Origin of the sequence: Polynucleobacter acidiphobus (assembly GCF_003065385.1) — a bacterium.
Classification (GTDB): domain Bacteria; phylum Pseudomonadota; class Gammaproteobacteria; order Burkholderiales; family Burkholderiaceae; genus Polynucleobacter; species Polynucleobacter acidiphobus.
This window is the reverse complement of sequence record NZ_CP023277.1, coordinates 412,695-437,020: the sequence shown is the minus strand read 5'-3', so window position 1 is coordinate 437,020 and position 24,326 is coordinate 412,695. Positions and strand designations below refer to the sequence as shown.

The following is a 24,326-nucleotide window of genomic DNA, read 5'->3' as shown; positions in this document are numbered from 1 at the left end:
TAAAAAATGAACAAAACCCTAAAACTGATGCTTGCTGCAGTTATTACGATTTCTGCCGGTTCAGTCATGGCCCAGCCAAAGAATGTTGATAACTGGGTAAACTCCACCGGCACTCCATGGAGAAACGGTGACGGCACACTCTGCTGGCGTGATGCTAGCTGGACCCCAGCAACCGCCGCTCCAAATTGCGACGGCTGGCTCGCCCCTAAGCCTGCTGCTGCTCCTGCAAAACCAGCACCAAGCAAAGTGACTCAGAAGAAAATCACCTTGCAAGCAGACACCTTGTTTGACTTTGACAAGTCCAATTTGAAGTCTGAAGGTGTTGCTACTTTGAATAAGCTTGCTCAAGACATCAAAAAGATGAAGCTTGAGGTAGTCATTATTGTTGGTTACACCGATAGCATCGGTACTGATGCATACAACATTGCCCTCGGTCAACGCCGTGCCAATGCGGTTAAGGCATTCTTGACCAATGATGGTGGTGTTGAAGCTACTCGTGTTTACACCGAAAGTAAAGGTAAGGCTGATCCAGTCGCTAGCAATGCAACTGCTGAAGGCCGTGCCAAGAACCGTCGCGCTGTGATCGAAGTGGTTGGCACACAAGCTGTCAAGTAATTTAGTCCCTTGGACTTCAAAAGCCCGGCTTGCCGGGCTTTTTTATTGCTTTTTTTGTATAGTCTTACTTAACTCCTTAAATGGTATTTTCAATGAGCAATGTTGACCAAGCTGAGATTGATAAATTTAGCGCCCTAGCGCATCGCTGGTGGGATCCGACCAGCGAATTTAAACCTTTGCATGCGATCAATCCCTTGCGCCTTGGCTGGATTGAATCGATCACGAATTTAGAAGGTAAGCGAGTGCTCGACGTCGGATGTGGCGGCGGCATTCTTACTGAATCACTCTCCAAGGTGGGGGCAAGCGTGACTGGTATCGATTTATCGACCAAAGCACTCAAAGTCGCTGAATTGCACCAATTAGAGAGCGGTACTACCGTGCGATATCGCTCGATTTCAGCGGAGGATTTATCAAAAGAAGAACCCCATTCATATGACGTGGTCACCTGCATGGAAATGCTTGAGCATGTACCTGATCCAGCCTCCGTGGTACAAGCGTGTGCAAATCTCTGTAAACCTGGTGGCCATCTCTTCTTTTCCACCCTCAATCGCAACCCAAAATCCTACCTCTTAGCGATTATTGGTGCGGAGTATATTTTGCAACTCCTGCCCAAGGGTACGCATCAGTATGAGAAATTTATTAAGCCTTCTGAACTGGCACAATTTACTCGGACTGCCGGCCTAGAGGTATTGCAACTCAAGGGTATGACCTATAACCCCATCACACAAATTTATCGCTTGGGTAGTGATACGGATGTGAATTACATGATGGCAACCCGCAAGCCTCAATAATGGGCACGCCAGTATTTGAGGGGGTCTTTTTTGATCTCGATGGCACGCTCGCGGATACCGCACCAGATTTAGTTGCAGCAGCCAATCGTCTGCTGATTGCCAACCAGCGTCCGCCCATGGCCTATGAGGTCCTCCGACCCATGGCATCCGCTGGAGCGCGGGGACTAATCCAGAAAAGTTTTGGAATTGATCCCGATCACCCTGAGTTTATTTCCCTGCGCGATCGCTTCTTACACTTTTACGAAGAAGCGCTCTTAGTTCACAGCAAACTGTATGAGGGGATGGAAGCGCTTTTACAAGAACTTGATGAGCAAAAGATTCCGTGGGGGATTGTCACCAATAAACAACAACGATTCACCCAACCGCTCACGGAGCAAATGGGCTTACTGAAAAGAGCCCATTGCGTGGTCTCAGGCGATACCACGCCCCACTCCAAGCCCCATCCAGAACCGATTTTGCACGCCGCTCGCTTGGCCAAGGTCGATCCCAAGAGAGCCGTTTATATTGGTGATGATATTCGTGACATTGTGTCTGGTAAGGCTGCTGGGATGCAGACAGCAGCCGCTCTCTATGGCTATTGTGGGTGCGAAGAGCCGCCGCACGCCTGGGGTGCAGACTACCTGATTCATCGCCCACAGGATCTGCGCCAAATTCTGTTTACAAAATAGCTGTGCAATTTATTCCCCAAAGACTTAAAATATTTGTCCTAGTGTGAAAATAATTCGGGGTCGACATGGTTTCGACGTGGATTACAAAGCATCAAGGGCATACCGAGGACCCGTTATCTCGTAAATCAATGGGAATGCAATAACTGCTAACGACGAACGTTACGCACTAGCCGCTTGATTGCGGCTGCCCCTGAACTGATTCTCTCTTGGGTCAGGTAGCGCAAGCTACATCAGGGTCATTTACAAGAGATAAGATCAACCCGCGTCACGAGAGTTGATACGAAAACTGAGTGAATCGCTAATGCAAAGCGTGTCGATTCGCGTTGCCTTGGTTAAATCAAATAATTAGACTAAGTATGTAGAACTTGTTGTAGCGTGTTTGCGGACGCGGGTTCGATTCCCGCCGACTCCACCAATTTGTCAAGTAGATTTGGGGCTCTTTTACCCCCTTTTCCACCTCTTTATTCTGGTTAACCCCCGGGGGAATTGCTTATCCCGCTTATTCCTGGCCCTATCCACCAAGCTTATATCCGCCAACATTTTGGGGGCTCATTAAGGAAATCAAAATGGGTGTAATTGGGTGTAAAAAATTGGAAATATGTAAAAAATCCTTAATAATTGGGTGTAATTGGGTGTAAAAATGGGTGTAAAATGAGGCATGATCAAGTCAAGCACCCTAAAAATTAGCCCTGAACTCCTTAAGCTCATCTCAAAAATTGATGAATTCAAGGGCGCATGGCGCGCACTAGGGGCGCTTGCTCCCGAGAGACTCTCAAAACTACGTCATGTAGCCACTATCGAAAGCATCGGCTCCTCAACACGCATTGAAGGCAGCAAGTTATCCGACCGAGAAGTCGAGCAACTGCTATCAAACCTACAGATAAAAGAATTCTCAACTCGTGATGAACAAGAAGTTGCGGGCTACGCAGAGGTTATGGATTTGATTTTCTCAGCTTGGGATGAAATCCCCTTTACCGAAAATTACATCAAACAGTTACACCAGAAACTATTGGGCTTTAGCTCAAAAGATGAATGGCATCGAGGTCAATATAAAACGAGCTCAAACAGTGTTGCCGCCTTTAATGAACAAGGTGTGCAAATCGGGATTGTTTTTGAAACAGCAACACCATTTGATACACCACGCCTAATGACAGAGGTGATTGAATGGGTTAGGACAGAACTTGATAAAGATGAATTGCATCCACTCATCATTATTTCCCTATGGACCGTCATCTTCCTAGAAATTCATCCATTTCAGGATGGCAATGGTCGCCTATCGCGTGTGCTAACAACATTGCTGTTACTAAAGACTGGTTACATCTATGTGCCATACAGCTCCCTGGAAAGCATTATTGAGCAGAATAAAGAAGGCTACTATCTTGCCCTCCGCCAGACCCAGGGAACGATCAGAACTGAGAGCCCCAACTGGCAGCAATGGGTTAAGTTTTTCTTTCAGTCTTTGGCTACACAAGTCCAAAAACTTGAGAAAAAAGTAGAGCAGGAAAAGATTACCTTAGCCCCTTTGCCAAACCTATCGCTCAAAATTGTTGAACTTGCTCGTGAACATGGCAAGATTACCATCAGCGATGCCGTTCATCATACTGGCGCCAATCGAAACGCTCTAAAGGTGCATTTTAGAAAGTTGACTCAATTAAGCCATCTAGAACAACACGGTCAAGGTCGCGGGGTTTGGTACTCCCTAAAATGAATTTATTGCCGATATATGAACACGTGATCAGTTACCTGAAAGTAAGTTTTTGTTCGATTCCAGCCGACTCCACCGATTTGATGTTGGTACTGTTTGGAAACCGCTTCTAACCTAAGGTGTTTGCAGAACACTCTCCATCTGCATGGAGAGCTTTTCGTAGTGACTTAAAGCCAATTTAGTTGGGATGATGTGTTTCTTGCGAGCATCAGCTTTGTCAATGGACAGTTTGATATAGCCCATCGCCTGCAAATTTTTGATCCGTCCATGAAGGGTGGCTTGCGAGCCAAGCTCATGGGCGGTTAATAAATCCCCAACCAAGATCGTTTGTTGACGATCCCAGGCCAACATCACCCGATTTAACAACTGCTCCTCCGTGAAATCCAATTTCTTCCCTGGATTGATACGATCAAGCGTATCTAGGCAATTCAGAAAACGTAAATAAGACAAGGAGCGTTGTGGCATGAGCGGAATTCACCAATCAAAAAAATAATATCAACACTATACTAAAAGACTTCTAATCACAATAATCGGCATCAAGTTTTATGGACCCAGCAAATCTTTCAAAGGAATCTGCGGTTTCCTTTAGGGTGGTCATTGGATGCGGCCTTGCATATGCCATTTTATTTTATGCCAATGATTGGCTGATGGCATTTTTGGAAGTGTCTCCCGGCGTGAATTGGATTTATCTACCCGCTGGACTCAGGCTATTTCTGGTCCTGATTTTTGGGCTATCTGGAGCCTTAGGCATTGCTACTGCATCCGCTCTCATTACCTTTGGGCGCGATCTGGGCGAAGACATCATCAGTATTGTAGGAATTGGACTTATTTCAGGTTTTGGCCCCTATCTCGCGCGCCTGCTTGTGATTCGTAATCTCAAAATTAATCCGGATTTGAGCAACCTCAATATACAGATGATCGCGATTAGCGTCTTAGTCTTTGCTCTTTTGAGTACCGGATTACATCAAGTGTGGTTTGTACTAATGGGTATCCCGAGCGGCAGTCTCTCAAATGCGATTGCCATGCTCATTGGCGATATTTTGGGAGCCCTGTTATTTATCTCAATCTGTAAGTTTGGGATTGATGTCTATAAGCGATATTACGGCAAACAATCGGTTTTATAAATGTGCCAGTCAGACTTTCAGGTCAGTCGATTCTGCTGATAGTCTGTGATCGCTTGCATAATTTCTTCTTGGGTATTCATGACAAAGGGTCCATGCTGAACAATCGGCTCGTGGAGTGGTTTTGCAGCCACCCAAATGGCTTTAGCCCCCTGTGCACCAGATTGCATCGTCACTTGATCGCCCTCACCCAAAACGAGCGCCGCCTGAGATGGCACTCGCTCCACTTGGCCACCAACGGCTAAATCACCTTCATACACATAGATAAAACTGTGATGGAGGATCGGTATTGGATGGCTAAAAGTATCGTGGCCAGATAAGTGAATATCAAAAAATAGTGGCTCGGTACTCAATCCATGAATAGGGCCTTGAATGATAGAGCCATCAGGCGACTGGTAATCTCCTGCGATCACTTTAACCAATCCGCCTTGGGGTAGATACACTCTTGGAATGGATGCATCTTGAATGTCCTGATACCCTGCAGGCTTCATTTTTTCGCGAGCGGGCAAATTAATCCATAGCTGAAATCCGCGCATTGCACCACTCTCCTGCTGAGGCATTTCTGAATGAATAATTCCGCGACCGGCGGTCATCCATTGCACACCACCACTTTTTAAGTGACCACGATTACCCAAATGATCCTCATGCAACATATGGCCCTCGATCATATAGGTCACCGTTTCGAAACCACGATGGGGATGGGGTGGAAATCCAGCAACATAATCATTCGGATCGTTGGATGAAAACTCATCGAGCATCAAAAATGGATCTAAGCGCTGCCGATCTTGACCGCCCAAGCTACGACGTAAGCGAACGCCCGCCCCATCAGAGGTTGCAACACTTGGAATCACCTGAATAATTTGACGGTCCATTATTTAAGCCTTTGGAGCCTGATCTTCAGGATGAATATCTAAAGCAATCAGAAAGCGTGACACCATGTTGTACGCCGCAATCACCGTTACCAACTCAACTAATGCAGTATTACCTAAGGCTTCTTGCAGGCGCTTCATCAACGCAGGATCAACCTGAATGGCTCGGGTCATTTGTAAGGTTAGTTCGAGAGCGTCTCGCTCTAATGGGCTAAAGGAGCTAGGGTCAAAGTTGTCACCTCCCAAATACCGCATTGCATCAACTTGGGCTTGTGTGCCTCCCGCTTTCAGAAACGGTGGGGCATGATGGAAAAACTCATACTCGGCGCCATTGAGAACCGCAACACCACACATTCCGAGTTCGCGTAACTTTGGATCGAGTGAGAGTTGCTGTCGCACATTACCAATAAAATGATTCCAGCCACGGGCCACAGGCTCACTATGCAACAGCATTCGATCCAGATTAATCAGCTGACCGCCACGGCGTTTACGAATCTCGGCAACTAGATCGGCAGGTTCTGCTAAATCAAGGGGTTGGTACGGAATTAAACGATCGATTGTCATTGAATAAAGTGGGTGTGTTTCGGTGCTATTAGTGTACCCATAAACTTGATCGATAATAGTGTCATGAATCATGAGCGTTCGAACTTAAGCACCCCTTCCATCCTTAATATTGCCGGCTATCAGTTTGTCCGTCTGAACGAGCTCGAGCAACTGAAAGAATCGCTGCATCAAGTTGCCTCAGAACTTCGCCTTAAAGGGACAATTCTGCTATCAGAAGAAGGTATCAATCTATTTCTGGCTGGTCTCGAAACCAATATTCAGAGTTTTTTGGTCTTTTTACGAAATGATCCACGACTGGCGTCGTTTCAAACGAAGGATAGTTGGTCAGCAACGCAACCCTTTCGTAAGCTTTTGATCAAGATCAAAAAAGAGATTATTCGCATGAATCATCCGACCATCGCCCCGGAAAAAGGTCGGGCTAAATTTATTTCTCCGCAGAAATTAAAGGAATGGCTCGATCGAGGCCAAGATGATTTGGGACGCCCTGTGGTGATGATTGATACGCGTAACGGGTTTGAAGTGGAGTACGGAACGTTCAAGAATGCATTGCATTTCAATATCAATAAATTCAGTGAATTTCCACAGGCGATTGAGGAGCATCTTCCCGAACTGAGTAATAAGACCTTGGTCAGTTTTTGTACGGGTGGGATCCGCTGTGAAAAATCAGGGCTATATTTGCGAGAACGCGGTCTTGAGCACAGCTATCAATTAGACGGTGGGATCTTGCAATACTTTGAAGATATTGGTGGCGATCACTATGTGGGCGATTGCTTCGTCTTTGATGAGCGTGAAACCCTAGAGCCCAGCCTTGCCGCCAAACCCCAGGGTAGACTCAAGCCCAAGAAAAATCAGACTTAGTCGAACTTAGTCAGACTTACCAACTAAGTTGAAATGCTCAACGGCAGGTGCTTGGGTAAAAAATGGGCCAACAATGCTGCGCCACTCGGTAAACGCTGGGGATCCCCGAAAATCCACCATATGGTTCTCAAGGGTATCCCAATAAATCATCAATAGATAGCGGTTAGGTGACTCAATGCTGTGATTGACTTTAAAGCCCCGAAAGCCCTTAGCAGGAGCGATGGTGGTGCGAACGCCCCGTAAGATTGCCTCATTAAATTCAGCTTGCTTGCTTTCATCGATACGAATATCAACCACTTCTAGAATCATTTTGCTTCCTCAGGATTACGGTTAAACATCAATTATCATCGATTTATTCATTGATTCTGCGAATCTGTATGCATACCAAACCGATTATTGCCGTCTTAGGAGACTACGAGCGTTGCTTGCAAGACTATGCGGATTGGTCGCACATTCAATCGCGTGCCGATGTGCGATTTTTCCATGAGCCCCTCGATGGTGAATCGCTCTTCCAAGCGGTTAAGGATGCACATGCCATTGCATTAGTTCGTGATCGGTCCCGATTTGATGCATCGCTCATCGGGCGCTTACCAAAGCTTAAGTTATTTGTTTTTACCGGGATACGCAATGCTTTACTTGATCACGCCGCCCTCCTCAATCAAGGGGTGACGGTCGCTTGTACGCGCGGTGGGCCATCCAAAGAAACCACCGCTGAACTCACTTGGGCCCTCATTCTGGCTGCCAGCAAGCAGGTGGTTGATCAGTCTCAGATGATAGGTGACGGCCAATGGCGTAATGCCCATTCGGTGTTGCCCATGCTCCATGGGCAACGTCTTGGGATTATTGGACTAGGCGGCATCGGTAGCTTAGTCGCCAAAGTAGGCGCTGCATTTGGAATGGAATTGGTTTGCTGGAGCCCGAATATGACCCACGAACGCGCCAATGCGGCTGGGTGTGAGTTCTTGCCGCTAGAAACCCTCCTTCAAACCTCAAAAATTGTGAGTTTGCATTTGGTCGCCAGTGAGCGCACCAAAGGCCTCATTCATCAGGATCGCTTAGCGATGATGCGAACGGACTCTGTATTGGTAAATACCTCACGCTCGAGTCTCATTGTGACCGAAGACTTAATCGCAGCACTCAAATCCGGTAGACCATCTCAAGCCGCCCTCGATGTCTTTGATCAAGAGCCACTTCCAAAAGACTCGGAGCTTCATCGCATCCCAAATTTGCTGATGACCCCCCATTTAGGCTTTGTGGCTGAGCCTATTTTTCAGGGTTTTGCCCAAGGCCTTGTTGATACGCTTGATGCCTGGCTCAATGGCAAGCCCGTCCCGATGCCCTACCCTGCCAATTCATAAGATATGCGGCTCAGCCCAGCTCGTTTATTCATTACGTTTACATTCATTGGCTTATCGGGTTTTGGTGGCGTTCTGCCGTGGGCTAGGAGAGCTTTGGTTGAACAAAAACAGTGGCTCAGCTCTCAAGAATTCAATGCGCTATTGGGTGTTTGCCAATTAGTTCCGGGTCCTAATATTGTCAACCTCGCTGTGTGTGTCGGCGAGCGTTTTGGGGGTGTACGAGGGGCATTCGCCGCTGTTGGTGGGTTGATGCTAGCTCCCATGACCGTTGTGATTTTGCTAGCTTTACTCTATGACCACTATGGAGAGTTTGAGCGGGTACAAGGTATTTTGCGAGGCATCTCCTCGGTGGGCGTTGGCTTAATCGCCGCTACCGGATTTAAGATGCTTAAAGATGAATTGACTTACCCACCGATGCTGATAGTGATTGCAATTAGCATCGTGATCGCCACGATCTATCAATTAGCACTTGGCTGGGTCGTCGCCATCACCTTGCCGCTCGCGCTACTGGTTGCTTGGAGAAAAGCGCGATGATGATTGGCCTCTTAGGACTATTTATCAAACTGTCCCTGTTCTCCTTAATTGCATTTGGTGGGGTCAACGCCCTTCTCCCAACCCTGTATGACATTTCGGTTAATCAAGAGGGCTGGATTGACCCGCAAACATTCATTCATTATTTTGCGATTGCTCAAGCAGCTCCGGGCCCTAACCTACTAACCGTCACCTTAATTGGCTGGAATGCCTTTGGCTTGGCGGGCGCACTGTTAGCGACTCTAGCCGTTTGCTGGCCATCATGCATTTTGATTTTTTACCTTCAGCAGGTGATCGCCAAACTGCAACATTTGCAATGGAAGAAAACGATTGAGTACTCAGCAAGTGCTCTTGCGGTTGGCTTAGTGCTTGCATCTGCCTGGCAAATTGCCATTCGGATTAATGGCAATTGGGCAGCCTATGCATTAACTATCTTTAGCATTCTGTTTGTCTTGCTCAGTAAACGCCACCCTCTTTATCTTATTGGCCTGGGCGCAATCCTGGGATTTTTTGGGTTTATTTGAGGGCGTGGACAGTCCAAATCCCTAAAAAGGTTAGTAATAAAGATCCGCAGACATGCATGAGGGCAAGGCCCAAAGCGAGCATCAATTGATCGCGCTGCATCAACATCACAACATCAGCCGAGAAACTTGAAAACGTGGTGAGCCCACCCAAGAACCCAGTGATGATAAAAAGTCGCCATTGGGGGGAGATCGCTGGATGATCCAAAAAGAATGCGAGCGCAATTCCAATCAGATAGGAGCCGACTAAGTTCGAAATTAAGGTTCCCATCGGAATGAGACTTGAAATCGGGACTGATAATGAAATAAACCAGGCTCGTAAGAGCGCCCCAAGGCCTGCGCCACAAAAGATAGCAATGACTGATCCAAAGGCATTAGATGTTCCCATAACTGGGATTATGAATGATTACAAACTGGGTCGATAGCCCAAATAGGTTTGCTCACGAGAACGTTTGGTCAGTACCAGTTGCCAAAGTTGCCCTTGGCCAGAGCGGAAAAATCCAGCACAACAGCACAGGTAATAGCGCCACATCCGATAAAAACGCTTGGAATACTGAGTCTGTAACTGCGGCCAAGCACGCTCAAAATTGCTTAACCACGCCATCAGCGTTTTGTCGTAATCATGTCCAAAGTTATGCAAATCCTCGACCAAGAACCGACGCTCCAATGCTTGCGATAGCTCGACCAAAGACGGTAAATGCCCATTCGGAAATATATAGCGATCAATCCAAGCATCGGTTTTTTTAACCGTTGCGTAACTGCCGATGGTGTGTAAGAGAAAAATTCCTTGATCACTTAACAAGCGATGAGCGATATCAAAGTACTCTGCATAATTTTTTTGCCCAACGTGCTCAAACATCCCAACTGAAACGATCTTATCGAACGATCCCGTAAGATCTCGATAATCAATTAATCGAATTTCAACTGGCAGACCTTGGCACCGTTCGGTAGCCAAGGCCTGCTGCTCGCTCGATACGGTGATACCTAAAACGTTCACACCATAGAGCTCAGCCGCAAATTTGGCCAACCCACCCCAACCGCAGCCAATTTCTAGGAGCGACTCACCTGGTTTTAACTGTAATTTCTTACAAATCAGATCAAGCTTGTGCTCTTGTGCTTCGGTTAAATTCTTCGCATGGGCCCAATAGGCGCACGAGTAGGTCATGCGAGGATCAAGCATGGCTTCAAAGAGATCATTGCCCGCGTTATAGTGCTGCTCGCCCACTTGAAAGGCTCGATCTTTGGATTGCAAATTGAATAGTTTTGAGCGGGCGATTTCATAAAGGAGGCGGACTTTAGCCAAACCCTGCACGCTCTCATCCAATTCATCGCGCATTAAACGATAAAAGAACTCGTCAAGACGCTGGCAGTCCCACTGACCATCCATGTACGACTCCCCAAGACCCAGAGACCATGTTTGCAAAATCCGATCAAAAACCATTGGGTCATGAACTTGCATGTCCCAAGGCTGAGTGCCGTTAACGGTAATACCGGCTTGCTGAAGGATTTGTTCGAGTGCAGCCGGGGCCTTAATGCCCCCGGGAGGTGAATAACTTGCGGAATTACTTGACATCATGGCAAGCGTTACCGATTTACTTCATCGTGCTAGAAGCACTGGTATTTAACCAAACACGTAACCCATATGGGCTGCGACCAAGGCAAACAAAATCGCCAGGCTGGTAGCGGCTGCCAACATCACAATCAAGGTAATCATCTTTTTATTGATGACGTCTTTGCTTTCGTTTTGCCATTCGTTCATGGTCCGCCCCTTTATCTAAACGACATAAGTATTATTATCCACATTTTGGGCGCCTAACGACCTCGGCCGGCCTTGCGCATCATGCCTTTACCGCCCCCAAACCCCTGTTGCGGCTTTCCCCCCATACTTTGAGGCCCCTTGCCGACGGGCGGACGGGTTGGAAGCTTGGGCGCCTTCACAGCAGATTTGGCTAGGGGTTTCTTCTCATCGGTCACAATAGTCTCCTCTCGATATGATCTTAATATGATTTCTGACTATTCTATCCAAGCTATTGCAATTAATGCGATTCCTTTGGTTTTTGCCATTACGATCCATGAGGCGGCTCATGGCTATGCGGCCAAACGCTTTGGCGATAACACCGCTTTCTTGCTTGGTCGAGTTACCCTAAATCCTCTAAAACATATTGATCCAATTGGCACCGTTTTAATCCCGATTGGGCTCATCCTGGCAAACTCCCCTTTCTTAGTTGGCTACGCCAAACCGGTTCCAGTGCGCTTTGATCACTTGCGCAATCCTCGGATCGATATGATTTGGGTTGCACTCGCTGGGCCTGGTTCTAATTTTTTTCAGGCGATCGCTTGGGCTATTGCTTGGATCTTGCTTCAAGGGTCAGGTATTAATGAGCCGTTTTTGATCTCCATGGCTAAGGCGGGTGTCTTTTGGAACATTGGCCTCTTGGTCTTTAATTTATTTCCCCTCCCTCCATTGGACGGTGGCCGCATTCTGGCGGGATTATTACCGTACCGCCAAGCCCTGTTATTAGGGAAATTAGAGCCCTGGGGCTTTTTTATTGTCTTGGGCCTGGTGTTTACCGGAGTTATCTCTCAATGGTGGATGGTTCCCTTAAGTGAGTTCTTCATCTCAATCGTGCGGGGCCTCACCTACCCCATCAGGATGATTTTTGGCGCTTAGTGCGCTTGGGTGACCTGCCACATCCCGATCACAAAATTAGAGTATTCTTAAATCTGAATCAATTCTGATTAGTCTCATGGAGGATTTATGAATACTCAATCACTTCGCATTTCCATCAAAACTCTCATCCCGGCCCTTACTCTTACCTTGGCCACACCCGCGATGGCCCAATTTGCCAAACCAGAAGATGCCATCAAATATCGCCAAAGCGCCTTTGCTCTGATGGGTGCACATATGGGTCGATTGTCTGCAGTGGTGAAGGGTGAGGTTCCTTACAACAAAGATGATGTCGCTCGTAATGCGGCCATTATTAGCACACTCTCAAGCTTACCTTGGCAAGCATTTGGCCCTGGCACCGAAGGTGGGAAAGCTGAACCAGCCATTTGGAAGGAAAGCGCCAAGTTCAAGTCTGCTGCCGATAAGATGCAAGCTGCCGTTGCTGAGCTCAATACTGCAGCCCAATCAGGTAATCCGGAGAGTTTGAAGAAGGCATTGGGCGCAACAGGTCAAACCTGCAAAGCCTGTCACGACGATTTCCGTAAGAAGTAATTTTTCGGCACAACTCGGCCTGTATTTTTTGATCAAGCGATCAGAAAATATAAGCCGAGAATAATCAATAAAAATATTGCCAGTGCCAGCATGCGTTGGCGAGATGAATCAACCGTCTCCTCCACCTTCGGAGTTGTATCGGTTAATTTATCGCCAGTCACCATAGGTCCGACCAGATTTTCTCGCTTAATGAAATAGTAGTACAAGATTGCAGCAATATGCAGTCCGACCAAAGCAAAAATGAGGTATTGATTGAAGCGATGAATACTAGTGAGTAGCGCAACTGTGTCATTAGAGACGTATTTTGCGAGCGGCCCCTGGAAAAAAATATCATCATCAGCAAATAGGCCTGTCAGAGCCTGGATCAAAACGACTGTCAGCAGAGCGATAACGGATAAGGCGCCGAGCGGGTTATGACCAAGTCCGCCATCGGCTTGACCCCGAAGAAAGGCAATTAACCTTGCGGGGCTGGGCACGAAATTAGCAAAGCGTGCATGCTGCGATCCCACAAAACCCCAAATCACTCGAAATAAGATCAGTGCGAGCGCAGTGTAGCCACAATAGGCATGCCACTGAATAGCATTGCCACCGATTTTCACAAACACAATACCGAGCACAATACAGATCGCCAAAGCCCAATGAAATAGGCGCGTTGGCAAATCCCAAATACGAACCGGCGTGCTCACTTTATTTGATTTCAGGAAGTTCTTTTTGTAAGAGCTTCAATCCAGCACGAAGCAAATCATCATACCGCTGGCGCTCTGCTTTGATCGCCTCGGCATCCCAGGAATAAAACCCTTGGCCTGTTTTCATTCCGAGATTTCCAGAGTCAACCTTTTCCTTAAGGCATTGCGCAATCTCACCTTTATTATTCAGCGAGGGATAGATACTGGCTCCGGCTGCCGCATGAACCTCAACACCGGCATGATCACGCTGTAATACTGGGCCCGCAGCCAAGTAACGGAACCCGAAACCAAAACGAACCGCTTTATCAACATCCTCGGGAGTCACAATCCCTGCATCGATAAGATCAAAGGCTTCACGAGAGAGCGCGTGTTGCAAACGATTAGCTAAAAAACCTGGCAGATCTTTTTTGACTGTAACTGGAACCATGCCACACGCGGTCATTAAACGACTCAAACTGTCTGCTACCAAACGTGATGTTTTTTCACCATAGATCACCTCCACACAAGGAACTAAATGTGCGGGCATAAAAAAATGCAGGCCAATCATACGAGCAGGACTTTTTAAACCCTTAGCGATTTCGCTAATGGGAAAACTAGAACTGTTGCTGGCTAGAACAGTTTCAGGATTAACTACCTGCTCGAGTTGAGCAAATAAATCCTGCTTGACTTCAAGCTTTTCTGGAACGCACTCAATCACTAAGTCAATTTCTGACCAATCAAAATGGTTGAGCGAATCAACCACTGATAGTAGGTGCAGTCGTTGCGGATAGCCAATTTCTTGCAATTTAGTCTCAAAATAATTAGGTAATACAGCACGGCGCTCGGCGCTTGCTTCAAACACTTGGGTTGCGCACCCTCCGCGAGCACAGACCAGGGCAACATCAGCCCCCATGGTTCCGCCACCCACAATTAATACTTTGGTTTCGGCTGGATTAAATAACATCTCAATTTCCCTTCAATAGTGGAACCACGCCATGTGCGGATGGAACCATAAAGTCAAAATCACACCCAACATCCGCTTGCGTAACCGTCGTTTGATAGAGATGACGATAGCCCGTTTTTGGAATATTCAAGCGCTTCGCTGGTGTTTCAAGAGCAGCAATTCGACGCGCAATTTCTGCATCATCCAGTTCTAATTGCAATAGACGTTTTTCAACATCCAGCGTAATCATGTCGCCATCTTGAACAATGGCAAGTGGTCCGTTCTCTGCCGATTCTGGAGTAACGTGCAACACAATCGTGCCAAAGGCGGTACCGCTCATGCGCGCATCCGAGATCCGAACCATATCCTTAACTCCGGCTTGAGCGAGTTTTTTGGGAATTGGTAAGTAGCCTGCTTCGGGCATACCTGGCGCACCTTTAGGGCCCGCATTTTGTAAGACCAAGATGTCGTCTGCCGTAACGTCTAAATCTGGACTGTCCACGCGTAAAGCTAAATCCTCCAAAGACTTAAAGACCACCGCCCGACCGCGATGTTTGAGCAAATTGGGGCTGGCTGCTGAGTGCTTAATCACTGCCCCGCGTGGTGCTAAATTGCCCTTCAAAACAGCCAAGCCGCCCACAGGGTAAATTGGTTCACTCGCAATCCGGATTACTTTGCGGGCTTTGGTAACTTTTGCTGCATCAATCTCCTCGCCCAATGTTCTACCAGATACCGTTAAGCAATCGAGGTGCAAATGGGGCTTTAACTCTCGCAAGACACCCATCAAGCCACCGTCTTCGTATAAGTGCTCCATATAGTGGGAGCCGCTGGGCTTTAAATCCACCAAGACTGGAATATTTTGACCCAAGCGATCAAAGCGTTCCAAATCCAGTTTGATTCCCAGACGTGCTGCGATCGCCGTGAAATGAATCAAGGCATTGGTTGAGCCGCCGATCGCATGCAGGACCACAAGCGCATTCGTCAACGCTTCGGGACTTAAAATGGTGCGAGGCGAAAAGCGACCCTCGCTCGCCGTTTTACCCAGCTCAACCGCTCTGCGGCCGGTGAGCTCCGATAAACGAAAGCGTTCGGCAGTGACTGCTGGGGCAGCAGCTGTGCCAGGCAAACTCAAACCAGCGGTCTCAACCATGCAGGCGATGGTGCTGGCGGTTCCCATCACCATACAAGTACCGGTCGTTGGGGCTAATTTGCCATTGATCTCATCAATTTCTGCCTGATCAATTTCTCCAGCCCGAAACTTTCCCCAATATCGACGGCAATCGGTGCAAGCCCCCAAGCGATCGCCTTGATGCAAGGTGGTCAACATTGGGCCCGTCGGAATGGATAACACTGGCACATCAAGGCTGGCGGCAGCCATTAATTGGGCGGGGATGGTTTTATCGCAACCACCAACAAGCACTACAGCATCCACCGGTTGCGAGCGCATCATCTCTTCGGTATCAAGCGCCATCAAATTGCGCAAATACATGCTGGTTGGAAATGCAAACGACTCGTGAATGGAGATGGTTGGGAACACCATCGGCATCCCCCCTGCCTGCATCACACCCCGCTTAATCGCCTCAATCATTTGTGGCACATTGCCATGGCAAGGGTTGAAGTCACTATAGGTATTCGTGATTCCAACGATCGGCCGGTCAAGAGCGCTATCACTAAATCCCATTGCCTTAATGAAGGCTTTACGCATGAATAGAGAAAATTCGGTATCGCCGTAGCGAGTGAGGCCCTTGCGAATTCCGGTTTGGGGTGCGCTGTTCGATGCAGCTTTAGGATCGTTAATGGTGCTCAATGGGTGGTATCCAAAATGTTAAAAATATCGACTTACAATGTCACATTATTCCAATAAAAATAGAATCGAGACATGATTCCAGTCAATAGCGTATTACAAGTGGGATTTTTCCCTGAAATCATGCAAGATGAGGTCTTGCGCCGCCTAACACCAGTCATGATGCCTGACCCCCAAGGTCCCATTCCACAAAAAGATGTTCAGGCGATTTTGACGAGACCCAGCTATCCGATTACCCCCATTCTGTTAGATCAATTACCCCAGGTCAAAATGATTGCCTGCTGTGGCGTTGGATATGACAATCTTCCGCTCGATTATTTAAAGCAAAGAGGAATCATGGCATCGAACACGCCAGGGGTACTCAACGATGCAGTGTGCGAGCTCACGATCGGCATGTTGTTTGCTCTACTCCGTCAAATTCCAAAAGCGCATGAATTTGTACTTCATAAAAATTGGAGTAAGGGAGCATTTCCGTTTACAACTTCCTTGGCAGGCAAAACAATTGGGATTGTGGGCATGGGACGAATTGGTCAAGAGCTGGCAGCTCGCCTCGTGCCGTTTAAGGTAAAGATTGCCTACCATGGTCCGCATGACAAGCACCTCTCCTATCCATACATTTCCTCATTAATTGAGCTAGCAAGCATGAGCGATATCTTAATTCTGAGCTGCCCCGGCGGTAAGGAAACTGAGCGCATGATTGATCGGGAGGTGCTTGAGGCTTTAGGCCCCTCGTCCTACTTGATTAATGTTGCTCGCGGAAGTGTTGTCAATGAATCAGATCTGCTATTCGCCTTGCAAAACCAAATCATTGCTGGGGCCGCCTTGGATGTATTTGAAAATGAGCCAAATCCTGATCCACGTTTTTTAGAGCTTTCCAATGTTTTACTCACGCCACATATTGGCAGCGCCACCCAAGAGACGCGTCAAGCAATGACGAATCTTGCGATTGATAATCTCGATGCTTTTTTTAATCAACGTCCTCTACCAACCCCTATTGCCATGTAATTGGAGATTGTGATGCCCGTACATCCCTCAAGTTTTTCTGCCGTTTTATCCCCAGTGCTAACCCCATTTAATGCCGATGGTAGTCCGAATGCCAAAAAACTCCTACGGCAATGCCAGTGGTTGCAAAGTCATGGAGTGGGTCAAGCAGTATTTGGAACAAACTCCGAGGCCAACTCCATGTCGGCGCGCCAAAAGATCATGGTGTTAGAGGAATTAATTGATGGTGGACTCAATCCAAACAATGTGATGCCCGGTACTGGTGCATGCTCGGTTGATGATGCAGTTGCTATGACAAGAGCCGCGGTGAATGCTGGTTGCGCTGGGGTATTGATGCTCCCGCCCTTTTATTACAAGGACGTCGCCGATGACGGTTTATTTGCGTTTTACGCTGAGGTCATCGAAAAAGTGGCTGATACAAACTTAAAAATCTATGTCTATAACATTCCTCCGGTGACCAAAATTGGCCTAAGTATTCCCCTTTTGGAGCGCTTGGTGAAAGCTTATCCCAATACCGTCATTGGGATGAAAGATAGTTCGGGGGATTGGCCATATACCGAATCTGTGATTAAAGCCTTGGCGGGTTCAGCATTTCGGGTCTATGCAGGCAGTGAGGTATTTTTACTGCGCACCTTAAAAGCCGGGGGCGTGGGTTGCATCTCAGCTACTGCGAATGTCAATCCAAAAGCAATTGCCCAACTGGCAACGCGATGGCTAGAACCAGGGGCAGATGCCCTCCAAGAGTCCCTATCGGTAGTACGGGCCATTTTTGCCCAGTTCCCGATGATTCCTGGCATGAAGGCAGCGGTCGCACACTACAGCGGCGATCCTGATTGGTTACGCGTGAGACCTCCTTTACTATCCCTCGATGCAGAGCAGCAAAACAGACTGGTTTGCGAACTGCAAAAAATTAACTTCCAGATGGAAGGGCTTTAAGGCCATTAAATTGGTATAGACTTACGGCTTGTAGTAACGATCAATAATGATTACAGGAGATATCTACATGAAACTACTTAAATTGTTGCCTCTGTGCTTTGCACTGCTTTGGGGCAGCGTTCAAGCTCAAAATCTTTCGGTCGCGACTGGCGGTACCGGCGGTGTTTACTATCCCATGGGTGGCGGCCTAGCAGCTGTTCTGTCCAAAAAAGTGCCTGGGATGTCTGCGACTGCTGAGGTAACTGGCGGCTCAGTGGATAACCTCAACCTGATCGGCACTGGTAAGCCTTACATTGGCTTCTCAATGGCCGATGCCGCTAAAGATGCACAAACTGGTCAAGGCAAGTTCTCGGGTAAAAAAATTGACCTCAACACCTTGTTAGTTCTCTATCCTAATCGGATGCACATTGTGACCACCGAGGCATCGGGCATCAAAACGATGCAAGATCTCAAAGGCAAGCGTGTGAGCACAGGAAGCCCTGGCAGCGCTACTGAGGTGATGGCTTTTCGCGTCATTGAAGCTGCTGGTCTCGATAAAGATAAAGACATGAAGCGTGAGCGTCTTGGTGTGGCAGAGTCAGTCAATGCTGTGAAAGACCGTAAGATTGATGCGTTCTTCTGGGTAGGTGGCTTACCAACTGCCGCTGTTACTGACTTGGCTAATACTCCTGGTACTAAGATTGTGATGATTGATCACTCCAAAGAAGTCGATGCCATGAACAAAAAATATGGCAACCTCTACTTCAAGGATGTGATTCCAAAGACCACTTATAAGGGTATGGATAAAGACAATAACGTGATCTCTGTTGCCAATATCTTGGTCACCAGCTCAAAGATGTCTGAAAAAGAGGCCTATGACATCGTGAAAGCCGTGTTTGATAACAAGATTGACTTGGTACGTTCACACTTTGAGTACATCAATGTGACCCCCGAAGGTCAAAAAGCTGCGTCAACACCAGTTCCATTTCATCCTGGTGCTTTGAAGTACTTCAAAGAGAAAAACATTAAAGTCAATTAATTCGTTTCTTCGTTTTGTTTGAATGGCCGCTAATGCGGCCATTTTTCAGTAAAGACCTATACCATGAGCCAAAGTGCAATTGATAGCGCAACCCAAGAAAAATTAGATGCGCTGATTAAACAAGAAGAGGGTGACTCCAATAATTACAAAGGGATCTTTGCGATCTTTTTGACCTTGATGGCGGTTGGTATGTCGCTGTTTCATTTGTACGCCGCTTACTCCATTGTTCCAACCCAAGTGCTTAGAACAGTACACGTGAGCTTTATGCTTTTTTTGGTCTTCTTAAGCTTTCCGATGTTGGCGCGGTACAAGAATCAAGTGAAGTGGTGGGATGTGATTTGCGCCCTGTTGGCGATTTATATTGCCTATTACGCAATTGCCGGTGGAGATGATTTTGGCGATCGCAATACTGCGCCCGACCGCATGGATGTGGTTTGGGGCTCCATACTGATCCTATTAATCCTAGAGGCTGTGCGTCGCACCAGTGGCGCTATTTTGGTATCAGTGACCATACTATTTTTACTCTACGCACTTTTTGGAGACTTGCTTCCAGCCCCCTGGACCCATAAAGGCTACTCAGTAGACCGTCTGGTTGGGTTTATGTATATGACCCTAGAGGGTATCTACGGTACCGCGGTTGATGTATCCGCTACCCTCATTATTCTCTTTACGATCTTTGGGGCATTCTTGCAATTTACGGGTGCGGGCAAGTTTTTTATCGACTTCTCATTTGCTGCCATGGGCGGTAAATCATCTGGTGTAGGACGCACCATTGTTCTCTCTTCATTCTTGCTGGGCGGCCCCTCTGGGTCCGGCGTAGCCACCACCGTCACCGTCGGCTCAGTAGCAGCCCCAATGCTCGATAAGGTAGGTTACGAGAAAAACGCAGCTGGCGGCCTCTTAGCAGCTGGTGGCCTAGGGGCGATCATTTCTCCGCCGGTATTGGGTGCAGCAGCCTTCTTGATTGCCGACTTTTTGAAGATTTCGTATCTCGATGTTTTATTAATGTCGATTATTCCGACCATTTTGTTTTATCTCGGACTTTTTACGATGGTGGAAATCGATGTTCGTAAGTACGGCATGAAAGCGATGCATTTTGAGGCGGTCGAGAGCGCATGGTCCCTTAGTAAAAAATACTGGTTCCATTTCTTTTCACTGATTTCCATTGTTTTATTCATGATGATGGGCTTCACGCCCGTCATGGCTGTGTTATGGGCAACGATTATTTCTGCGTTAACCAGCATGCTGCGCAGAGACACTGCCATCATCCCCTACGAGTGGTTTATGGGTAAGCAACCCATCCTCAAAGGTCTTTATGAATCCAATTTAACCAAGGCGCTCGCTTCTGGCTCAACCGGTGTTCTGGCCATTGCGGCAACCTGCGCTGGTGCTGGTCTGATTGTGGGTACCGTGGTATTAACTGGTTTGGGCTTAAAGTTCAGTTCGATTGTAATTCAGTATGCAGGCGGCTCTTTATTACTCACCGCCATATTTACTGCCTTCATTGTCTGGATTGTGGGTCTAGCTGTACCAGTCACAGCCTCCTACATTATTTGTGCTGTGATTGCGGCACCCGCACTCATCAACTTGGGCGTTCCCGCTTTTGCGGCGCATATGTTTATCTTTTACTACGCAGTGTTATCGGAGGTTTCACCACCAACTGCCCTATCGCCCTTTGCGGCGGCAGCGATTTGTAAAGGTAATCCATATAAAACAACTTTACAAAGCTGGAAATACGTGGCGCCTGCGATTTTGGTGCCCTTTATGTTCGTACTCGATAAATCAGGGGTTAGCCTCTTACTGATGGGTTCTACCACTGCTTTGGCCGAGGCCAATTGGATGGAAATTGTTTGGTCAACGCTAACCGCCATCGTCGGAATTGTGGCGCTGGCCGGTGGTCTACAGGGTTGGTTTATTGAAAAGACCAACATTCTGGAGCGCACCTTAATGATTGTTTCTGGTGTTGCCTTGGCCTATACCTCGCCAACTGCCGATATGATTGGCTTTGCTGGATTTGGCTTTGTACTCATTTTGCAGTTCTTTAAGTACTTTAAGGCCAAGCCCAAGCCCACCGCCTAGCAGGGTCACCAATTAAAAAGCCGCTTTCATCAAGCGGCTTTTTTTATGATTCGTTTCGTACTATTTTTTGATTGTCGTCCAAGCTGATTTGCCGGCGTATTTCTTAACCGCAGCTTCATCAAACTCAAATCCCAATCCTGGTGTTTTATGCAAAATCAGATCACCGTTCTTAAATGCCAATTGCTTATTAATGAGGCGTCTGAAGTTTAAGACTTGGTTATCTGGGAAAAACTCCACAAAGCGAGCATTGGGTGTTGCTGCAACTAAGGGTGCATGTAGATCATGGAACCAATGAGGGCAAACCGTAATTCCTTTGGAGTCTGCATAGGCAGCAATCCGTCTGAATTCACTAATGCCACCACACACTGCCGCATCCGCCTGCAGGATCGTTGCGCCACCGGCATCAACCAGCTCACGAAAGCGCCAACGGCCGACCTCAATTTCGCCGGTGGCGATCGTAATGGAGGTATTTTTTGCTAAGCGGGCATGTAAATCAATAGCATCAGGAGAAAACGGCTCCTCTAGCCAATAGGGGTTGTACTTCTCAAAGCGGCGTACATACTCCATGGCGGTTGGCAAATCGCGCCAGGCATTATTCGCATCGAGCGTTAAGAGGACATCGTCACCAACGGCACTGCGAGCAGCTTTGACTCGAGCCTCCTCCTCGCGAGGTGATAGGCGACCAACCTTCATTTTCACTGCCTTAAAGCCAAGCTTCACAAAGGATTCCATCTCCTTGCCCAATTTGGCTGGGGTTTTACCTTCTAAGTAGTAACCACCGCTGGCATAGGCGGGGACACGATCATCTACCACGCATCCCAAGTATTGATGAAGAGGCAAACCAACGGAGCGGGCATTGAGATCCCAAATTGCAGTATCCAGAATCGAGATACCACGCATGACAGAGCCCGAACGGCCCTGCAAAATCGATTCCGCATACATCTCAGACCAAAGTCCTTCGCTGCGATGGCTATTCTGCCCAATCAATTTCGGAGCCAATAATTGCTCAACGGCCACTTTGGCGATACTGCCGGCGGCAGATCCGACGTAACAGAAGCCAACCCCCTCGTGACCATCTTTACTGCGAACTTTAACGATGCAGTAATGGCGCTCGCTCACGGTTCGAGTCGCAAACGATGTGACAACATCTAAGGGAACTGGCACGCTGGCCACTTGAACGGATTCAATAATCGGCATTTTTTCCTCTTTTGGTTAACCAATCAAAGAAAATGATTGTAGCGATTATTTGCCGATGGATTCTGCGAGGCACCGTTTCATAAAACTCTCTTTAGCAACGTCGATCAACTTACGATCTCGTGCAGTTCGCTCACAATCCATACGAGCCTGCTTGACACAATCGTCGTAGCTCACTGGCTTGGATCCTGGGCGGGCAGTATTTTGTGGAGCCAATGGTTCTGAGCAACTTTTGGCCCAGGCCTGCGAGGAAGGGGCGCTCAATACACAGGCAGCGGTCATCAGACGAATCATCACAGCTTGCATCGATTACCGCTCCGTTAAGGTCAATGCCTGATCATACCCAGTTTTTAGATGCGAAATTGTTGCACTACGGCATAAATGCCTCGATTACCCTTCTTGATATTGGATAATTGAGGTGTGTATCAATCCCATACCTCTCGATTCAGTGTTCGATCTTTGGCTCTTTGGGGCAAAGTATGTTTTGGAATTGGTCTCATACTGTGCAGTCAGCTAGTGCTGTCTCAATCCAGCCCAAATACTAAATCGAATCCGGCGAACAAAAAAGTGGCTGCTCCCCAAAAGGGGATTCAGGTCAATCAACGAGCACAAAGTAAAACAGTTAGTGGTGGCTCTGGCTTGCAGAGCAAATCGGCTGCAGAGCAAAACCAACAGCTGACTGATCCCGGCACCGAGGAGTACAGCCAATTCGATGCGCTCCCTGATTTTCAGGTTCAACGTGGCTGCCTCAAACGAGGCTTTCGAGAAAGCAACCTTCCGAGTCGGATTGGAATCAACGATCCTGAGTTTTTGGAATATTTTAAGAATCAAACGGGTCGGTTCTTCGACTCCGCAAGTGGTCCCTGCATTCCTTATGTCGTTGCTTTCGGAAAACGGGGACGCTTTGAGTCACTTAGCATCATGAATGGGCCAAGCCGAAATGAGAAATCTCAAATTTTGACTTTTACTACCTCGGGATTTGGAGGATACCTCGTTCAAGAAGAAAACCTTGCTGATCAAATGCAGTTTTGGACCGAGCTATTTATCCCCTTGCAAGAGGTTCTCTATGACCCCCAGCGTTTAGGGGATAGATTGCCGGTTGAGCTTGCCTGGGAACTCAACTCGATCGTGAAGCAACTCTATCCAGATGACTCTGCCTCACTAGAAAATAGTCCTAAGCAAGTGCGCGTCATTGTTGATTTTGGCACCCGGGATCGCTGGGCACAAATTTGGGCGGTCGAGATTCTGAATCTGGCAACCAATCAAGTGCTCGCCGATGCGTTTTGGTTGGATCGTGATGATATTCCGGGATCATTCTTTACTACCAACGGCGACTCCATTGAGCGTAGCTTTTGGACCAACCCTCTGAGCTATCGACGGATCTCACGGGGTGTTGGGCAAGTCCCGATTCGCTCACGAACCAATCCCAATAATCCGCAAGCCCAAGGCAAAGACCGACGCTATCGAACCCATATGGGGATTGACTATGCGGCGCCTACTGGCACGCCAGTATTCAGTGTGGCAAATGGGAAAGTGGCATTTCTGGGATATAGCGGGGCGTACGGCAAACTCATCATCATTGACCATCCAGGCAACTATCGAACTTATTATGCCCACTTGAGTAATTACAATAATGAATTAGTCGTCGGCAATGATATTCGGCGTGGGATGGAGATTGGCTATGTTGGCTCGACCGGCCGTTCCACCGGCCCCCATTTGCATTACGAATTACGAAAAAATGGCATCTATGTGGATCCCTATAACCCAAAAATTCAGCTCGATTTGTGGACCATGCGCCCAAGCGATAGTGGCTCGTTCACCAAACAGCTATTAATGTTAGGTAGCATTCCAAAAGAATGAGAAC

At 47.6% G+C, this 24,326-nt stretch carries 29 protein-coding genes and 1 other RNA gene; 17 read left to right on the top strand and 13 right to left on the bottom strand.

Annotation, left to right across the window (positions count from 1 at the left end; all coding sequences use genetic code 11):
* Positions 1-6 precede the first annotated feature (6 nt).
* From ompA to AOC32_RS02340, 5 genes are all read left to right on the top strand, one after another.
* Positions 7-615: an outer membrane protein OmpA gene (gene ompA, locus AOC32_RS02360; protein ID WP_108507952.1), complete on the top strand. Its 609-nt coding sequence runs from the start codon at positions 7-9 to the stop codon at positions 613-615.
* A 92-nt stretch (positions 616-707) separates the two neighbouring features.
* Positions 708-1,406 carry a bifunctional 2-polyprenyl-6-hydroxyphenol methylase/3-demethylubiquinol 3-O-methyltransferase UbiG gene (ubiG, locus tag AOC32_RS02355; RefSeq protein ID WP_108507951.1) on the top strand — a complete coding sequence of 233 codons (699 nt, stop codon included), beginning with the start codon at positions 708-710 and terminating at the stop codon, positions 1,404-1,406.
* Positions 1,406-2,074 carry an HAD family hydrolase gene (locus tag AOC32_RS02350; protein ID WP_108507950.1) on the top strand — a complete coding sequence of 223 codons (669 nt, stop codon included), beginning with the start codon at positions 1,406-1,408 and terminating at the stop codon, positions 2,072-2,074. Before ubiG ends, AOC32_RS02350 begins: the two co-directional genes overlap by 1 nt.
* Positions 2,075-2,130: 56 nt before the next feature.
* Positions 2,131-2,489, top strand: a transfer-messenger RNA (tmRNA) gene (gene ssrA, locus AOC32_RS02345).
* A gap of 243 nt (positions 2,490-2,732) precedes the next feature.
* Positions 2,733-3,782, top strand: coding sequence for a Fic family protein (locus AOC32_RS02340; RefSeq protein ID WP_108507949.1), 1,050 nt, complete (start codon positions 2,733-2,735; stop codon positions 3,780-3,782).
* Between the two features lie 111 nt (positions 3,783-3,893).
* Here AOC32_RS02340 and AOC32_RS02335 read toward each other — a convergent pair whose 3' ends face one another.
* Positions 3,894-4,244, bottom strand: coding sequence for a hypothetical protein (locus tag AOC32_RS02335; RefSeq protein ID WP_108507948.1), 351 nt, complete (start codon positions 4,242-4,244; stop codon positions 3,894-3,896).
* A gap of 80 nt (positions 4,245-4,324) precedes the next feature.
* Between AOC32_RS02335 and AOC32_RS02330 the strand changes: the two genes are divergently transcribed.
* On the top strand, positions 4,325-4,903 hold the full coding sequence (locus tag AOC32_RS02330) for a hypothetical protein (protein ID WP_234409782.1): 579 nt from the start codon (positions 4,325-4,327) through the stop codon (positions 4,901-4,903).
* 17 nt (positions 4,904-4,920) lie between these two features.
* Here the strand turns inward: AOC32_RS02330 and AOC32_RS02325 are convergent, their stop codons facing one another.
* Both AOC32_RS02325 and AOC32_RS02320 read right to left on the bottom strand, forming a co-directional pair.
* Complete coding sequence (locus AOC32_RS02325) at positions 4,921-5,772, bottom strand: pirin family protein (protein ID WP_108507947.1); 852 nt, start codon at positions 5,770-5,772, stop codon at positions 4,921-4,923.
* A 3-nt stretch (positions 5,773-5,775) separates the two neighbouring features.
* Positions 5,776-6,333: a carboxymuconolactone decarboxylase family protein gene (locus AOC32_RS02320; protein ID WP_108509302.1), complete on the bottom strand. Its 558-nt coding sequence runs from the start codon at positions 6,331-6,333 to the stop codon at positions 5,776-5,778.
* Between the two features lie 63 nt (positions 6,334-6,396).
* Between AOC32_RS02320 and AOC32_RS02315 the strand changes: the two genes are divergently transcribed.
* Complete coding sequence (locus AOC32_RS02315; RefSeq protein ID WP_108507946.1) at positions 6,397-7,191, top strand: sulfurtransferase; 795 nt, start codon at positions 6,397-6,399, stop codon at positions 7,189-7,191.
* Between the two features lie 6 nt (positions 7,192-7,197).
* Here AOC32_RS02315 and AOC32_RS02310 read toward each other — a convergent pair whose 3' ends face one another.
* The gene (locus AOC32_RS02310) at positions 7,198-7,500 is read right to left on the bottom strand and encodes an antibiotic biosynthesis monooxygenase family protein (RefSeq protein WP_108507945.1); all 303 of its coding nucleotides are present in this window, start codon (positions 7,498-7,500) and stop codon (positions 7,198-7,200) included.
* Between the two features lie 68 nt (positions 7,501-7,568).
* Between AOC32_RS02310 and AOC32_RS02305 the strand changes: the two genes are divergently transcribed.
* Genes AOC32_RS02305 through AOC32_RS02295 form a run of 3 tightly spaced genes read left to right on the top strand, consistent with a single transcriptional unit; the run spans position 7,569 to position 9,604 of the window.
* Positions 7,569-8,549, top strand: coding sequence for a D-2-hydroxyacid dehydrogenase family protein (locus tag AOC32_RS02305; protein WP_108507944.1), 981 nt, complete (start codon positions 7,569-7,571; stop codon positions 8,547-8,549).
* A gap of 3 nt (positions 8,550-8,552) precedes the next feature.
* The gene (locus AOC32_RS02300; protein WP_108507943.1) at positions 8,553-9,083 is read left to right on the top strand and encodes a chromate transporter; all 531 of its coding nucleotides are present in this window, start codon (positions 8,553-8,555) and stop codon (positions 9,081-9,083) included.
* On the top strand, positions 9,080-9,604 hold the full coding sequence (locus tag AOC32_RS02295; RefSeq protein ID WP_234409781.1) for a chromate transporter: 525 nt from the start codon (positions 9,080-9,082) through the stop codon (positions 9,602-9,604). The genes AOC32_RS02300 and AOC32_RS02295 overlap by 4 nt, the downstream gene beginning before the upstream one ends.
* On the opposite strand, the gene crcB is transcribed toward AOC32_RS02295, so the two are convergent.
* From crcB to AOC32_RS09730, 4 genes are read right to left on the bottom strand one after another with little or no spacing between them, the layout of a single operon-like run.
* Positions 9,597-9,989, bottom strand: a complete 393-nt coding sequence (gene crcB, locus AOC32_RS02290; RefSeq protein WP_108507942.1) for a fluoride efflux transporter CrcB — start codon at positions 9,987-9,989, stop codon at positions 9,597-9,599. The genes AOC32_RS02295 and crcB overlap by 8 nt on opposite strands.
* An 18-nt stretch (positions 9,990-10,007) precedes the next feature.
* Complete coding sequence (gene cfa, locus AOC32_RS02285; RefSeq protein WP_199908517.1) at positions 10,008-11,177, bottom strand: cyclopropane fatty acyl phospholipid synthase; 1,170 nt, start codon at positions 11,175-11,177, stop codon at positions 10,008-10,010.
* 45 nt (positions 11,178-11,222) lie between these two features.
* The gene (locus tag AOC32_RS09800) at positions 11,223-11,360 is read right to left on the bottom strand and encodes a hypothetical protein (RefSeq protein ID WP_199908516.1); all 138 of its coding nucleotides are present in this window, start codon (positions 11,358-11,360) and stop codon (positions 11,223-11,225) included.
* 53 nt (positions 11,361-11,413) lie between these two features.
* The gene (locus tag AOC32_RS09730) at positions 11,414-11,575 is read right to left on the bottom strand and encodes a hypothetical protein (protein WP_159074880.1); all 162 of its coding nucleotides are present in this window, start codon (positions 11,573-11,575) and stop codon (positions 11,414-11,416) included.
* Positions 11,576-11,603: 28 nt separating this feature from the next.
* Between AOC32_RS09730 and AOC32_RS02280 the strand changes: the two genes are divergently transcribed.
* Positions 11,604-12,272: a site-2 protease family protein gene (locus AOC32_RS02280; RefSeq protein ID WP_108507940.1), complete on the top strand. Its 669-nt coding sequence runs from the start codon at positions 11,604-11,606 to the stop codon at positions 12,270-12,272.
* A gap of 87 nt (positions 12,273-12,359) precedes the next feature.
* Positions 12,360-12,821, top strand: coding sequence for a c-type cytochrome (locus tag AOC32_RS02275; protein ID WP_108507939.1), 462 nt, complete (start codon positions 12,360-12,362; stop codon positions 12,819-12,821).
* A 32-nt stretch (positions 12,822-12,853) separates the two neighbouring features.
* On the opposite strand, the gene AOC32_RS02270 is transcribed toward AOC32_RS02275, so the two are convergent.
* The 3 genes from AOC32_RS02270 to AOC32_RS02260 are packed head-to-tail and all read right to left on the bottom strand — an operon-like array spanning position 12,854 to position 16,236.
* Entirely contained in the window at positions 12,854-13,507 is a 654-nt protein-coding gene (locus tag AOC32_RS02270; RefSeq protein WP_108507938.1) for a cytochrome b/b6 domain-containing protein, read from the bottom strand.
* 1 nt (position 13,508) lies between these two features.
* Positions 13,509-14,450, bottom strand: coding sequence for a 3-hydroxyacyl-CoA dehydrogenase family protein (locus AOC32_RS02265; protein WP_108507937.1), 942 nt, complete (start codon positions 14,448-14,450; stop codon positions 13,509-13,511).
* 1 nt (position 14,451) lies between these two features.
* Entirely contained in the window at positions 14,452-16,236 is a 1,785-nt protein-coding gene (locus AOC32_RS02260; protein ID WP_199908515.1) for an IlvD/Edd family dehydratase, read from the bottom strand.
* Positions 16,237-16,308: 72 nt separating this feature from the next.
* Here AOC32_RS02260 and AOC32_RS02255 point away from each other — a divergent pair, with 72 nt between their 5' ends.
* The 4 genes from AOC32_RS02255 (at position 16,309) to AOC32_RS02240 (ending at position 21,268) form a co-directional block, all read left to right on the top strand.
* The gene (locus AOC32_RS02255) at positions 16,309-17,238 is read left to right on the top strand and encodes a 2-hydroxyacid dehydrogenase (protein ID WP_108507936.1); all 930 of its coding nucleotides are present in this window, start codon (positions 16,309-16,311) and stop codon (positions 17,236-17,238) included.
* Between the two features lie 12 nt (positions 17,239-17,250).
* A complete protein-coding gene (locus AOC32_RS02250) occupies positions 17,251-18,171 on the top strand; it encodes a dihydrodipicolinate synthase family protein (protein WP_325051153.1) in 921 nt (306 codons plus the stop codon).
* 67 nt (positions 18,172-18,238) lie between these two features.
* Entirely contained in the window at positions 18,239-19,189 is a 951-nt protein-coding gene (locus AOC32_RS02245; RefSeq protein WP_108507935.1) for a TAXI family TRAP transporter solute-binding subunit, read from the top strand.
* Between the two features lie 63 nt (positions 19,190-19,252).
* The gene (locus AOC32_RS02240) at positions 19,253-21,268 is read left to right on the top strand and encodes a TRAP transporter permease (protein ID WP_108507934.1); all 2,016 of its coding nucleotides are present in this window, start codon (positions 19,253-19,255) and stop codon (positions 21,266-21,268) included.
* 60 nt (positions 21,269-21,328) lie between these two features.
* On the opposite strand, the gene AOC32_RS02235 is transcribed toward AOC32_RS02240, so the two are convergent.
* Positions 21,329-22,465, bottom strand: coding sequence for a mandelate racemase/muconate lactonizing enzyme family protein (locus tag AOC32_RS02235; protein WP_108507933.1), 1,137 nt, complete (start codon positions 22,463-22,465; stop codon positions 21,329-21,331).
* A gap of 45 nt (positions 22,466-22,510) precedes the next feature.
* Positions 22,511-22,768: a hypothetical protein gene (locus AOC32_RS02230; protein ID WP_108507932.1), complete on the bottom strand. Its 258-nt coding sequence runs from the start codon at positions 22,766-22,768 to the stop codon at positions 22,511-22,513.
* A gap of 261 nt (positions 22,769-23,029) precedes the next feature.
* On the opposite strand from AOC32_RS02230, the gene AOC32_RS02225 reads away from it, so the two are divergent.
* Positions 23,030-24,322 carry a M23 family metallopeptidase gene (locus tag AOC32_RS02225; RefSeq protein ID WP_234409780.1) on the top strand — a complete coding sequence of 431 codons (1,293 nt, stop codon included), beginning with the start codon at positions 23,030-23,032 and terminating at the stop codon, positions 24,320-24,322.
* The last annotated feature ends 4 nt before the right edge of the window (positions 24,323-24,326 follow it).

What these genes read in the sequence shown, in the direction of transcription:
- AOC32_RS02300 (WP_108507943.1), top strand. Translation starts at nt 8,553, where the DNA reads ATGCGGCTCAGCCCAGCTCGTTTATTCATTACGTTTACATTCATTGGC.
- cfa (WP_199908517.1), bottom strand. Translation starts at nt 11,177, where the DNA reads ATGATGTCAAGTAATTCCGCAAGTTATTCACCTCCCGGGGGCATTAAG.
- AOC32_RS09800 (WP_199908516.1), bottom strand. Translation starts at nt 11,360, where the DNA reads ATGAACGAATGGCAAAACGAAAGCAAAGACGTCATCAATAAAAAGATG.
- AOC32_RS02330 (WP_234409782.1), top strand. Translation starts at nt 4,325, where the DNA reads ATGGACCCAGCAAATCTTTCAAAGGAATCTGCGGTTTCCTTTAGGGTG.
- AOC32_RS02320 (WP_108509302.1), bottom strand. Translation starts at nt 6,333, where the DNA reads ATGACAATCGATCGTTTAATTCCGTACCAACCCCTTGATTTAGCAGAA.
- AOC32_RS02315 (WP_108507946.1), top strand. Translation starts at nt 6,397, where the DNA reads ATGAATCATGAGCGTTCGAACTTAAGCACCCCTTCCATCCTTAATATT.
- crcB (WP_108507942.1), bottom strand. Translation starts at nt 9,989, where the DNA reads ATGGGAACATCTAATGCCTTTGGATCAGTCATTGCTATCTTTTGTGGC.
- AOC32_RS02255 (WP_108507936.1), top strand. Translation starts at nt 16,309, where the DNA reads ATGATTCCAGTCAATAGCGTATTACAAGTGGGATTTTTCCCTGAAATC.
- AOC32_RS02235 (WP_108507933.1), bottom strand. Translation starts at nt 22,465, where the DNA reads ATGCCGATTATTGAATCCGTTCAAGTGGCCAGCGTGCCAGTTCCCTTA.
- ompA (WP_108507952.1), top strand. Translation starts at nt 7, where the DNA reads ATGAACAAAACCCTAAAACTGATGCTTGCTGCAGTTATTACGATTTCT.
- AOC32_RS02280 (WP_108507940.1), top strand. Translation starts at nt 11,604, where the DNA reads ATGATTTCTGACTATTCTATCCAAGCTATTGCAATTAATGCGATTCCT.
- AOC32_RS02250 (WP_325051153.1), top strand. Translation starts at nt 17,251, where the DNA reads ATGCCCGTACATCCCTCAAGTTTTTCTGCCGTTTTATCCCCAGTGCTA.
- AOC32_RS02265 (WP_108507937.1), bottom strand. Translation starts at nt 14,450, where the DNA reads ATGTTATTTAATCCAGCCGAAACCAAAGTATTAATTGTGGGTGGCGGA.
- AOC32_RS02230 (WP_108507932.1), bottom strand. Translation starts at nt 22,768, where the DNA reads ATGCAAGCTGTGATGATTCGTCTGATGACCGCTGCCTGTGTATTGAGC.
- AOC32_RS02335 (WP_108507948.1), bottom strand. Translation starts at nt 4,244, where the DNA reads ATGCCACAACGCTCCTTGTCTTATTTACGTTTTCTGAATTGCCTAGAT.
- AOC32_RS02275 (WP_108507939.1), top strand. Translation starts at nt 12,360, where the DNA reads ATGAATACTCAATCACTTCGCATTTCCATCAAAACTCTCATCCCGGCC.
- AOC32_RS02245 (WP_108507935.1), top strand. Translation starts at nt 18,239, where the DNA reads ATGAAACTACTTAAATTGTTGCCTCTGTGCTTTGCACTGCTTTGGGGC.
- AOC32_RS02340 (WP_108507949.1), top strand. Translation starts at nt 2,733, where the DNA reads ATGATCAAGTCAAGCACCCTAAAAATTAGCCCTGAACTCCTTAAGCTC.
- AOC32_RS02350 (WP_108507950.1), top strand. Translation starts at nt 1,406, where the DNA reads ATGGGCACGCCAGTATTTGAGGGGGTCTTTTTTGATCTCGATGGCACG.
- AOC32_RS02310 (WP_108507945.1), bottom strand. Translation starts at nt 7,500, where the DNA reads ATGATTCTAGAAGTGGTTGATATTCGTATCGATGAAAGCAAGCAAGCT.
- AOC32_RS02305 (WP_108507944.1), top strand. Translation starts at nt 7,569, where the DNA reads ATGCATACCAAACCGATTATTGCCGTCTTAGGAGACTACGAGCGTTGC.
- AOC32_RS02295 (WP_234409781.1), top strand. Translation starts at nt 9,080, where the DNA reads ATGATGATTGGCCTCTTAGGACTATTTATCAAACTGTCCCTGTTCTCC.
- ubiG (WP_108507951.1), top strand. Translation starts at nt 708, where the DNA reads ATGAGCAATGTTGACCAAGCTGAGATTGATAAATTTAGCGCCCTAGCG.
- AOC32_RS02325 (WP_108507947.1), bottom strand. Translation starts at nt 5,772, where the DNA reads ATGGACCGTCAAATTATTCAGGTGATTCCAAGTGTTGCAACCTCTGAT.
- AOC32_RS02240 (WP_108507934.1), top strand. Translation starts at nt 19,253, where the DNA reads ATGAGCCAAAGTGCAATTGATAGCGCAACCCAAGAAAAATTAGATGCG.